Annotated in this window: 10 protein-coding genes; 8 read left to right on the top strand and 2 right to left on the bottom strand. The window is 62.8% G+C overall.

The genetic code is table 11. The annotated features are described in order from the left end of the window. Positions 1-49: 49 nt before the first annotated feature. A complete protein-coding gene (locus LJE98_RS04635) occupies positions 50-670 on the bottom strand; it encodes an MOSC domain-containing protein (RefSeq protein WP_229573665.1) in 621 nt (206 codons plus the stop codon). A gap of 55 nt (positions 671-725) precedes the next feature. Between LJE98_RS04635 and recR the strand changes: the two genes are divergently transcribed. Both recR and LJE98_RS04645 read left to right on the top strand, forming a co-directional pair. Then, positions 726-1,331 (top strand): recombination mediator RecR, encoded by a 606-nt coding sequence (gene recR / locus LJE98_RS04640; protein ID WP_229573666.1) that lies wholly within the window; start codon positions 726-728, stop codon positions 1,329-1,331. 24 nt (positions 1,332-1,355) lie between these two features. After that, positions 1,356-2,618, top strand: coding sequence for a lytic murein transglycosylase (locus tag LJE98_RS04645; protein WP_229573667.1), 1,263 nt, complete (start codon positions 1,356-1,358; stop codon positions 2,616-2,618). Between the two features lie 9 nt (positions 2,619-2,627). On the opposite strand, the gene LJE98_RS04650 is transcribed toward LJE98_RS04645, so the two are convergent. Further along, positions 2,628-4,262 carry an MFS transporter gene (locus LJE98_RS04650; RefSeq protein WP_229573668.1) on the bottom strand — a complete coding sequence of 545 codons (1,635 nt, stop codon included), beginning with the start codon at positions 4,260-4,262 and terminating at the stop codon, positions 2,628-2,630. Between the two features lie 241 nt (positions 4,263-4,503). Between LJE98_RS04650 and rimP the strand changes: the two genes are divergently transcribed. The 6 genes from rimP to truB all read left to right on the top strand — a co-directional run bounded on the left by rimP (position 4,504) and on the right by truB (position 11,768). Then, a complete protein-coding gene (gene rimP, locus LJE98_RS04655; protein WP_229573918.1) occupies positions 4,504-5,100 on the top strand; it encodes a ribosome maturation factor RimP in 597 nt (198 codons plus the stop codon). A gap of 56 nt (positions 5,101-5,156) precedes the next feature. Beyond that, the gene (gene nusA / locus LJE98_RS04660) at positions 5,157-6,776 is read left to right on the top strand and encodes a transcription termination factor NusA (protein ID WP_229573669.1); all 1,620 of its coding nucleotides are present in this window, start codon (positions 5,157-5,159) and stop codon (positions 6,774-6,776) included. Beyond that, positions 6,776-7,459, top strand: a complete 684-nt coding sequence (locus LJE98_RS04665) for an RNA-binding protein (RefSeq protein ID WP_229573670.1) — start codon at positions 6,776-6,778, stop codon at positions 7,457-7,459. The genes nusA and LJE98_RS04665 overlap by 1 nt, the downstream gene beginning before the upstream one ends. Positions 7,460-7,560: 101 nt before the next feature. Then, entirely contained in the window at positions 7,561-10,260 is a 2,700-nt protein-coding gene (gene infB / locus LJE98_RS04670; protein ID WP_229573671.1) for a translation initiation factor IF-2, read from the top strand. 161 nt (positions 10,261-10,421) lie between these two features. Further along, the gene (gene rbfA, locus LJE98_RS04675) at positions 10,422-10,826 is read left to right on the top strand and encodes a 30S ribosome-binding factor RbfA (RefSeq protein ID WP_229573672.1); all 405 of its coding nucleotides are present in this window, start codon (positions 10,422-10,424) and stop codon (positions 10,824-10,826) included. 12 nt (positions 10,827-10,838) lie between these two features. After that, entirely contained in the window at positions 10,839-11,768 is a 930-nt protein-coding gene (gene truB / locus LJE98_RS04680; RefSeq protein ID WP_229573673.1) for a tRNA pseudouridine(55) synthase TruB, read from the top strand. Positions 11,769-11,869: the final 101 nt, after the last annotated feature.

The raw sequence follows: 11,869 nt of genomic DNA on the forward strand, positions 1-11,869 counted from the left end.
GAAGCGGCACAAGGGTAAAGCGTGGAAGCCTACGACCTTCGGCGGACGCTCACATGTCGCCTGCGCGGATTGCGTCCTTCACCTTGTAATGGACTGGAGCTGCGAGATAGCGGGGACGATCGGCCTCGCTCAGCCTGCGGCCGAAGGTCGCCATCATCTCGCGCATCGTCACACGGTCACCGCGCCAGGGCGTGAACTCGACGGATTGGCCGGCCTCGACCATGCCGCCCTGCAAGACCCGCGCATAAGCGCCAGGACGGGCTGCGCGGGTGTAGCGCTTGACGAAGGTCGGTTCGCCCATCTTGGCGGCGAAGGTGGCGCAGGGGATGCGCGCGGAGGTGACTTCAAGAAGCACCTCGCCGACCGCCAGCCGGTCGCCGGCTGCCAGCATGGCGCTTTCCAGGCCTTCGATCACAAGATTTTCGCCGAAAGTGCCGTAGGGCAGATCGCGACCGAGTTCGGCTCGCCACCAGTCGAGATCGATCGAGCCTTCGATATAGACGGCCTGATCGACCCCGCCATGATGCTTGCGGTTGAGGATCGCGTCGCCGACCAGGCCCTCAGCGTCAATCATGATCGGACCCTGGATGGCCAGCTTGTTGATGCCGGTCTTATATTTCTTGCCGGGCAGGATCTCGGGCCGCCCGAGACATACGGCGAGGATTTTCATCTGGGCACCCCTTCGGCGATTCCGTTCGCCGTCTATATGGGCTAGAAACGCCGCCATGGCAAAACGAGTCACCGGCCCCGAAATCGAGAAACTCATCCAGCTTCTGGCAAAAGTGCCGGGGCTTGGACCACGCTCGGCACGGCGTGCGGCGCTGCATCTTATTAAGAAGAAGGATCAGTTACTCGGTCCACTCGGCCATGCCATGGGCGAGGCCTATGACAAGGTGAAGATCTGCTCGTGCTGCGGCAATGTCGACACCGTCGATCCCTGCACCGTCTGCACCGACGTCGCGCGCGACCAGTCCGTCATCATCGTCGTCGAGGATGTCTCGGACCTCTGGGCGCTGGAACGCGCAGCCGCGATGAATGCCGCCTACCACGTGCTGGGTGGCACGCTGTCGCCACTTGATGGGATCGGGCCCGATGATCTCAACATCAAGGGGCTGATCGACCGGGTGGCCAAGGGCGGGATTCGCGAGATCATCATCGCCGTCAATGCGACGGTCGAGGGACAGACCACAGCACACTATATAACTGACCACCTGACAGGACTCGACGTCAAGATAACCCGGCTCGCCCATGGCGTGCCCGTCGGTGGTGAGCTCGATTATCTGGACGAAGGTACATTGTCTGCGGCGATCAGGGCCCGCACCGCGATCTGACGGACATTCCGGGAGGAAACATCGATGGCACGAACTCGCAAGCCGCTTCGCTTGTTGATGGCGACCTTTTCACTGGTAGTGGCCGGGAGTTTCGCCGCCCCGGTCGAAGCCTCCTCACGCAGCGCCGTCGAGGCGCAGTTCCGGCAATGGATCGCTGGCGATCTCTGGCGCGCCGCTCAGGAGGGCGGGATCAGCAAGGAGACCTTCGACAGGACGCTTCAGGGCGTGCGGTTGAACTGGGATCTGCCGGATCTCGTGCCGCCCGGTACGGCGCCCCCGAAGGAACAGACACAGAGCCAGGCGGAGTTCAGCTCGCCCGCCGCCTATTTCAACGAAAAGCGTCTCCAGGGATTGTCCGCCACCGGTCGCAGCCTTGCGGACCAGCATGCGGCGACGCTGCGCAAGGTTGAAGCTGCCTATGGCGTTCCAGGCCCCATTATTGTTGCCATCTGGGGACGCGAATCCGGCTATGGGCGGGCGAAACTGCCGCATCCGGCAATCGACGTGCTGGCGACCAAGGCCTTCATGTCGACGCGCAAGCCGATGTTCCAGCAGGAGCTGATTTCGGCACTGCATATCGTCGCGAGCGGAGATGTGAGTGCCGACAGACTGATGGGCTCCTGGGCCGGTGCTCTGGGACAGCCGCAATTCATGCCGGGAAGCTACCTGAAATATGCCGTCGACTTCGATGGCGACGGCAAGCGCGACATCTGGAATTCGGTGCCGGATACCCTTGCATCCATAGCCAACTATCTGGTGAAAAACGGATGGCAGAAGGGCCGGGACTGGGGCTTCGAGATCACGATAGCCGATGGCGTATCCTGTGCGCAGGAAGGGCCCGACAGGGCCAAGCCTGTTTCTGCCTGGGCGAGCGCCGGGATTTCCCGGATCTCCGGCCGGGCATTTCCGTCGTCGGAATCCTCTCAGCCTGCGATGATGCTGGTACCGGCCGGCACATTTGGACCGGAATTCCTGGTCACGCCGAATTTCTATGTGCTGAAGGAATACAATAATTCCGACCTCTATGCGCTGTTCATCGGCAATCTCGCGGACCGGATCGCGCATGGCGGCGGTGCGTTCAAGGCATCCTGGGGCGATATCGGCAAGATGCTGCGCTCGGACGTGCTCGCCATGCAAAAGGTGCTCGTTGCGCAAGGTTACGACGTCGGCAAGGTCGATGGCCTGCCCGGCTTCAAGACACGCCGGTCGCTTGGCGAATGGCAGGCCAAGAACGGGATGACGCCCACCTGCTACCCGAGTGCTGATCTCAAGGCGAAGCTGCGCTGAGACCCGCCATCAGTGGGGGTCGATATGCGTCTGGTGGAAGATATCGTCCGCCGGGGGGATCGCCTGGCGCTCGATCATCCGATGGACCCGGGGCGGACGGTCGCCGTAGTGCAATTCCAACAGGCGGTCGGTGATATCCGCATCGGCCTTGGTGCGGCGCTGGTTGTGGCGGACATAATCGACCCAGGTCGGCACGTGATAGGTTTCCGTCCATATGTCAGGATTTTCCAGGTCGCGCATCAGCGCCCAATTGCGTGCGCCGTCGCGCAAGCGAATGCGGCGGCGCTCGACCATGATCCTCAAGAACTCCGGAACATCTTCGTCGGCAATCTCGAAATCGACATGAATGACGATCGGGCCGCTGCGCGGCCGGATGTCGAGCTTCAGGGACGGCTCGTTAAAGCGGTTCAGCGGATCGAGATCGAGGGTGGCGAAGGCAGGCATGGGGAGGAAGAAGCCGATGAAGACGCCAACCATCATCAAAAGGCTCGATGCCACCAGCGCATGACCGGAACCGTAGCTTTCGGCGACACTGCCCCAGAGCCAGCTGCCCGTCGCCATGCCCCCGAAGGTGGCCGTCTGATAAAGCGAGAGTGCGCGCCCGACGACCCAGCGAGGGGCCGAGAGCTGCACGACCGTGTTGAAAAGGGAAAGCGCCAGAACCCAGCAGGCGCCGGCGACCATCAGCGCAAGCGCCGTGATCCAGACCGAGGTGCTGATGCCCGTGACCGCTGCGGCGACCGCAAATCCGGCGAAGGCGGCGCGGACGATATCCTCACTTGAGAGGAGTTCTCGCGCACGCTGGTTGGAAAAGGCGCCGAGGATGGCGCCGAGCCCGAAGGCACCGAGCAGGCCACCGAAGGTCAGCGGTCCGCCCGCCAGTTGGTCACGGGCGACAATCGGTAGCAGCGAGAGGATTGCGGTTGCCGTCAGACCGAAGACGAAACCGCGAAACAGGACCTTCCCGAGATTGGGCGACATCGCCACGTAGCGCAGCCCGGCACCGATGGCGGACCCCAGATGTTCGCGTGGCAGCGGGTTCTTCGGAATGTTCGGCTGCCAGCGGAAGAGCGCATAGGTGATCGCGAAATAAGACAGCGTGTTGACGGCAAAGGCGGCGGCAGCACCTGCGGCTGCCACGATGGCGCCGCCGATGGCAGGGCCGACGCTGCGGGTGATGTTGAAGCCCATGCTGTTGAGCGAGACGGCCGAGGGCAGATCGGCGCGCGGGACGAGGTCGCCGACCGAGGCCTGCCAGGACGGATTGTTGAGCGCAGTGCCACAGCCGATCAGGAAGGTGAAGGCCAGGAGCGCCCAGGGCGTGATCAGATCGAGAAACGCGAACAGCGTCAGGAGCGCCGAGACCACAATCATGAACAACTGGGCAGCGATCATCACCCGGCGGCGATCGAAGCTGTCGGCGATGGCTCCAGCGACCAGGGACAGAAGCATGATCGGGCCGGTGTTCGATGCCTGGACGAGGGCCACCATATTTTCTGAGGTGGAGATCGATGCCATCATCCAGGCGGCACCGACGCCCTGGATCAAACCACCGAGATTGGACGAGATGCTGGCAAGCCAGATCCGGCGATAGGCTTCGTTGCGGAGGGGCAGAAGCGGAGAGCGGTGTTCGTGTGTGGACATGTCTCGACTTTTCTCGACGCATTCGCCATCGGGAACGGCTGCGGTCGCCACGACCTTGCCTTGCGCAACGCATGAAAGGCAAGATTGTTTTGCCCCATGCGCGAAAAGCTTGCAAAAGTCGGGGCAGTCGCGTATATGACCTTCAAATTCTTGATCGACAGATGAAGGGTGGGCCCGGAAGGACCCGCTCTTTTTTATTGGCGATCATAGCCAATCGGGAGTAAAACGATTGTCCGAAGACATGCCGACGCCGGAGCCCGGCGAAGCACGGATCATCACCGAGACGGGCCTTGACCGTCGTATCGCTGACATTATCGAGCCCGTGCTCGTCGCGATGGATTTCAAGCTGGTTCGCGTGCGCATGATGAACCAGAACGGAATGACGCTGCAGATCATGGCAGAGCGCAACGACGGCACGATGGATGTCGAGGGCTGCGAGGCCGTATCGATGGCAGTATCGCCTGTCCTCGACGTCGAGGATCCGGTCGACAAGGCCTACCATCTGGAAGTTTCGTCGCCGGGCATCGACCGGCCGATGGTGCGCAAATCGGATTTCAGCCGTTGGCAGGGCCATATCGTGAAGTGCGAGACATCGATCCTGGTCGATAACCGCAAGCGCTTCCGCGGCAAGATCACCGACGTGAACCAGGACGGTTTCACCCTGGAACGCGACCAGGTAGCCTATGGCGAAGAACCGAAGGTGGTCATCCCCTTCAATACGCTCGCCGAGGCGAAGCTCATTCTGACGGACGATCTGATCCGTGACGCGCTCCGAGCCGACAAGCTCGCCAAGGCGCAGGCCGCGAACCAGAACGACGAAGACGACAGCGAAGAATAACGTTTGACCTATAGCCCGAGGCCGATGCCCGGGCGTGAAGACGGAGACCTAAGACAATGGCAGTCAGCGCTAACCGGCTCGAGCTCTTGCAGATCGCAGATGCCGTCGCCCGTGAAAAGGTGATCGACCGCGAAATCGTGCTCGCCGCCATGGCCGACGCGATTCAGAAGGCTGCCCGGTCGCGCTACGGCAGCGAGACCAACATCCGCGCCGACATCAATTCCAAGACCGGCGAGATCCGTCTGCAGCGTCTTCTGGAAGTGGTCGAGAAGGTCGAGGACTACGCGACCCAGATCGCTCTCGAACTCGCACGCGACCGCAATGTCGATGCCAAGCTCGGCGACTTCATCGCCGATCCGCTGCCGCCAATGGACTTCGGTCGCATCGCCGCGCAGTCGGCCAAGCAGGTCATCGTGCAGAAGGTGCGCGAAGCCGAGCGTGACCGCCAGTTCGACGAATTCAAGGACCGCGTCGGCGAGATCGTCAACGGCACCGTCAAGCGCGTCGAATACGGCAATGTGATCGTCGATCTCGGCCGGGGCGAAGGCATCATCCGTCGCGACGAGATGATCCCGCGCGAAGCCTTCCGTTACGGCGACCGCGTGCGTGCCTATGTCTACGACGTGCGCCGCGAACAGCGCGGCCCGCAGATCTTCCTGTCGCGTACCCATCCGCAGTTCATGGTGAAGCTGTTCACCATGGAAGTGCCCGAAATCTACGACGGCATCATCCAGATCAAGTCGGTTGCCCGTGACCCCGGTTCGCGCGCCAAGATCGCCGTCATCTCGAACGATAGTTCGATCGATCCGGTCGGTGCCTGCGTCGGTATGCGCGGCTCCCGCGTTCAGGCCGTCGTCGGCGAGCTTCAGGGCGAAAAGATCGACATCATTCCGTGGAGCCAGGATCCGGCTTCCTTCATCGTCAACGCCCTGCAGCCGGCAGAAGTCGCCAAGGTTGTTCTCGATGAAGACGCAGAGCGCATCGAAGTGGTCGTTCCTGACGAGCAGCTGTCGCTGGCCATCGGCCGTCGTGGCCAGAACGTACGCCTTGCGTCGCAGCTGACCGGCTGGGATATCGACATCATGACGGAAGCCGAGGAATCGGAGCGCCGCCAGAAGGAATTCAACGAGCGTACCAACCTGTTCATGGACGCGCTCGACGTCGATGAAATGGTCGGCCAGGTTCTGGCGTCCGAAGGCTTCGCCCAGGTCGAGGAAGTGGCTTACGTCGATCTCGACGAAATCGCTTCGATCGACGGCTTCGACGAAGACACCGCACAGGAAATCCAGACCCGCGCCCGCGAGTACCTCGAGAAGATCGAGGCCGAGATGGACGCGAAGCGCAAGGAACTCGGCGTTGCCGACGAACTGCGCCAGATCGAGGGCATCACCTCGCAGATGATGGTCGCACTCGGCGAAGACGGCATCAAGACGATCGAGGACTTCGCCGGCTGCGCCGCTGACGATCTCGTCGGCTGGAGCGAACGCAAGGACGGCGAGACGAAAAAGTTCGAGGGCCTGTTCTCGAAATTCGAGATCTCGCGTGCAGAGGCCGAGGCCATGATCGTGCGGGCGCGTCTTTCTGCCGGTTGGATCACCGAGGAAGACCTCGCAGCCGAAGCGGAAGTCGAAGCTGAAGGCGAACTCGAAGGCGAAGAAGCCGAGCAGGCAACGTGATGGGCGCGCAGACGCCCGACGCGACAGAGGCCGAAGACGATTTCGACTTCTCCGACGCGAACGGACGCATGTGCATTGCCACCCGCGAAAGCGGATCGCCCGAAACGCTCCTGCGTTTCGTGGCCGCGCCTGACGGGACGGTCGTCCCGGATCTGAAGCGGACGCTTCCGGGCCGGGGCTGCTGGGTCAGCCCCAGCCGGGAGGCCGTCGAGAAGGCCGTGGCGAAGAAACTCTTCGCCCGGGCCCTGAAACGAGATGTGAAGGCGGATCCGGATCTCGGATCCGTGGTTGAGCGGCTTCTGGTCGCGCAGCTGATCGGAATGATGAACATGGCGCGCAAGGCCGGCCAGTTCGTCACCGGAGCGGCGAAAGTCGAGGCGGCGGTACGAAGCGGTGAGGCCATTGCGGTGTTCCATTCGCAGGATGCCGCAGCGGATGGCGTGAGAAAGATCGACCAGGCCCGTAAGGCCTGGCACCTCGGAACGGGGGCGAAGGCGGAAGTGCCCGCTTTCCACCTTCTGACCGGGGCGGAATTGGAAGAGCAGATGGGCCAGAATGCGTTTATCCATGCTTGCGTGCTTGCAGGGCAGGCAGGTGAAGGTGTAGTGAAGCGCGCAACTCTGCTCGAAACCTATCGCGGCCACGCGCCGCAGGTCTCGGGCGCTGGCCCGAAATCACAATGACGCGGTCACCGGCACAGGTCGGCCTCCGTGGTTTAGGACAGTATGTGAACGGCGAGGCCTGATGCTCGGCATCCGGCCCCGCTCGAAGGAACGGGAACGGAATGACCGACAACAAAGACGACAAGACAATCGGCGTGAAGAAGACACTCACCTTGAAGCCCTCAGGGATGAGCCAGGGTACCGTGCGCCAGGACATGGGGCGCGGCCGTACGAAGTCGGTCGTCGTAGAGACGGTGAAGCGCCGCCCGACCCGCCCGCTGGACGAAAAGCCACCGATTACACCGGTTACCCCTGTTCGTGCGGAACCGGTCGCGGCAGCTCCGACGCCGGCACCGACACAGGCGCCTTCGCCGGCTCCGGCACCCGTTGCAGCGGCCCGCCCGGCACCAGCACAGCAGCCGCAGCGCCCTCAGCGCCCCCAGCAGCCGCAGCGCCAGCAACCTTCGCAGCCGCCGCGCCAGCAGGAACGCCCGCGTGGCGCCGTTCTGCACGACCTGTCGGCCGGCGAAATGGAAGCGCGTCGCCGCGCTCTCGCCGAAGCCCAGGTTCGTGAAGTCGAGGAAGCCAAGCAGCGCGTGATCGACGAGGCTCGCCGCAAGGTGGAAGCCGAGGAAGCCGCACGCGTGGCCGCCGAGGAGGCAGCGCGCCGCGCTGCCGAACCGCAGCCCGAACCGCAGGCGGAACCCGACGCTGCTGCCGAGCCCGCTGAAGCGCCGGTGGCTGCTGCGCCCGTCGCTGTGAACCGTACGGCCATTCCGGCACCCGGCGCACCCGGATTCGTGCGTGGGCGCAAGACCAATGACGAAGACGATAGCCGCGCCTCTCCGCGGACGATCCCCGGCCGCGGCAAGGTCGCCATGCCCGTGGCTCCCAAGGTCCCTGCCCGTCCGAAGGTCGAGGAAGACCGTCGTCGTGGCAAGCTGACCGTCACCACGGCCAATGTCGAGGATGACGGCACGGCACGCGGCCGTTCGCTGTCTGCCATGCGCCGCCGGCAGGAGAAGTTCCGCCGCAGCCAGATGCAGGAAACCCGCGAAAAGGTCATGCGCGAGGTCATCCTGCCGGAAACCATCACCATTCAGGAGCTGTCGCAGCGCATGTCCGAGCGCGCCGTCGACGTCATCAAGTACCTGATGAAGGAAGGCCAGATGATGAAGCCGGGCGACGTCATCGACGCCGACCTCGCCGAGCTCATTGCCACCGAATTCGGTCACACCGTGAAGCGCGTTTCGGAATCCGACGTTGAAGAAGGCATCTTCAACGTCAAGGACGACGAAGGCGAGCTGGTGTCGCGTCCGCCCGTGGTCACGATCATGGGTCACGTCGACCACGGCAAGACCTCGCTGCTCGACGCCATCCGCAAGACTTCGGTCGTATCCGGCGAAGCCGGTGGCATCACCCAGCATATCGGTGCCTACCAGGTCGAGCAGAACGGCCAGAAGATCACCTTCATCGACACGCCCGGCCACGCCGCCTTTACGGCCATGCGTGCCCGTGGTGCCCAGGCGACAGATATCGCGATCCTCGTGGTTGCCGCCGACGACAGCGTGATGCCGCAGACGATCGAATCGATCAACCACGCCAAGGCGGCCGGTGTGCCGATCATCGTGGCGATCAACAAGATCGACAAGCATGAGGCAAACCCGGACAAGGTTCGTCAGCAGCTTCTGCAGCACGAAGTCTTCGTGGAATCCATGGGTGGTGAAGTGCTCGACGTCGAGGTTTCGGCGAAGAACAAGCTGAACCTCGACAAGCTGCTCGAAGCCGTGTTGCTGCAGGCCGAAATCCTCGACCTGAAGGCCGACCCGACCCGCACCGCCGAAGGTACCGTTATCGAAGCCCAGCTCGACCGCGGTCGTGGCGCGGTTGCAACCGTTCTCGTCCAGAAGGGTACGCTCAAGCCTGGCCAAATCATCGTGGCCGGCGATCAGTGGGGCCGTGTTCGTGCGCTGGTCAACGACCAGGGTGATCACGTCAAGGAAGCCGGACCTGCCATGCCGGTCGAAATCCTCGGCCTGTCGGGTACGCCTGCTGCCGGTGACAAGTTCGCCGTCGTTGAAAACGAGAGCCGAGCCCGCGAAATCTCGGAGTATCGCCAGCGTCTGACCCGTGACAAGGCCGCAGCCCGCCAGTCGGGTCAGCGCGGCTCGCTGGAACAGATGATGAGCCAGCTGCAGAATACCGGCTTCAAGGAATTCCCGCTGGTCATCAAGGCCGACGTGCAGGGTTCCGTCGAAGCAATCATTGCGGCTCTCGACAAGCTCGGCACCGACGAAGTGCGCGCTCGTATCGTCCATTCGGGCGCCGGAGCGATCACGGAATCGGATATCTCGCTCGCCGAGGCATCCAACGCCGCGATCATCGGCTTCAACGTGCGTGCCAATGCTCAGGCCCGCACCGCCTCCGAGCGTGCCGGCATCGAGATTCGCTACTACAACATCATCTACGATCTGGTGGATGACGTGAAGGCAGCGATGTCGGGTCTGCTCTCTCCGGAGCGTCGCGAAACCTTCCTCGGCAATGCCGAGATCCTCGAGGTGTTCAACATCACGAAGGTCGGCAAGGTCGCGGGTTGCCGCGTCGTCGAAGGCAAGGTCGAACGTGGTGCCGGCGTGCGCCTGGTGCGCGACAACGTCGTCATCCACGAAGGCAAGCTCAAGACGCTCAAGCGCTTCAAGGACGAAGTCGCCGACGTGCCGATGGGTCAGGAATGCGGTATGGCCTTCGAGAACTACGAAGACATCCGTGCCGGCGACACGATCGAGTGCTTCCGCGTGGAACACATCACGCGTACGCTCTGATTTCAGGCGTTTCGAACCACGATCCCTTCGGGCGCCGGATCTTCCGGCGCTCGCTGTTTATGGGGATCATGAGCTCCGGCGCATCGTCGGATGAACGACAATTCACAGCATGATGCGCGCGGCGAAAGCTCCGGATGCCTCGTGCGAAAGGCGACTGAACCATGACAAAACCAACCTCATCGGCACCTTCGCAGCGCATGCTGCGCGTCGGCGAGCAGGTGCGCGCCGCCATAACCCAGGTGCTTCAGCGCGGAGAGGTCAATGACGACCTCATCGAAAAGACAGTGATTTCGGTTTCGGAAGTCCGCATGTCGCCCGATCTGAAGATGGCGACCGCCTATGTGGCGCCGCTCGGCGTTTCCGATCATGACGCGGTGATCGCGGCCTTGAACAAACATGCGAAATTCATTCGCGGACGCATCGGCGGCCAGCTACGGCAGATGAAGTACATGCCGGAAGTACGCTTCCGCGACGACACCAGCTTCGACAACTACCAGAAGATCGATGCGCTGCTGCGCTCGCCGGAGGTCCAGCGCGACCTCGGTACCGACGAAGACAAAGACTGAGAAAAGACCTAGATGTCAAAACCCAGAAAGCCCAAGGGCCGCCCGATCTCGGGCTGGCTCATCCTCGACAAGCCGGTCGATTTCGGCTCGACCGAGGCAGTCGGCAAGATCAAGTGGCTGTTCAATGCCCAGAAGGCCGGACATGCCGGCACGCTCGACCCTCTCGCTTCCGGCATGCTGCCGATCGCGCTCGGTGATGCGACAAAGACCGTTCCCTACGTGATGGATGGGCGCAAGATCTACGAATTCACGGTCACCTGGGGCGAGGAGCGCTCGACGGACGATCTGGAAGGCGAGGCCACACACACCTCCGACCAGCGTCCGAGCGAAGACGCCATACGCGCCCTGCTGCCGAACTATACCGGCACGATCAATCAGATCCCGCCGCAATTTTCGGCGATCAAGATCGCTGGCGAGCGCGCCTATGACCTCGCCCGCGATGGCGAGACGGTCGAGATCCCCTCGCGCGAAGTCGAGGTTCATCGCCTGACACTGCTCAATTGCGAAACCGACAAGGCGCATTTCGAGGTGGAATGCGGCAAGGGAACCTATGTACGCTCGCTGGCCCGGGACTTCGGTCGCGATCTCGGCTGCTACGGTCACATCTCCTCGCTCCGCCGTACCTTTGTCGCCCCGTTCGCAGAAGAGATGATGGTGCCGCTCGCAGAGCTCGTGGCGCTCGAAGGCATTGAAGACCGCGATGAGCGTCTGGCTGCTCTCGACGCCTTCCTCGGGGATACGGCCGAGGCGCTGTCGGCCTTGCCGCAGCTTCGGATCACCGATGACCAGGCGCATCGCCTGCGGATGGGCAACCCGATCATCCTGCGCGGGCGCGATGCGCCCGTCGCCGAACCGGAGGCCGTCGCACTTGCCGGCGGCAAGCTGATCGCGATCGGCGAGATCGCTGGCGGTGAATTCCATCCACGGCGAGTTTTCGCCTGAACCCTTCCTGCCGCCTGCTCTTTCCTTTCATCAGGGAATAGAGTATAGGCGGCGGCAGCTGGCCCTTCGGGTGCCTGCATTCACGGCCAATGCTGGACGAC

The organism is Rhizobium sp. 'Codium 1' (assembly GCF_020889605.1).
GTDB classification, from domain to species: Bacteria; Pseudomonadota; Alphaproteobacteria; order Rhizobiales; family Rhizobiaceae; genus Allorhizobium; species Allorhizobium algae.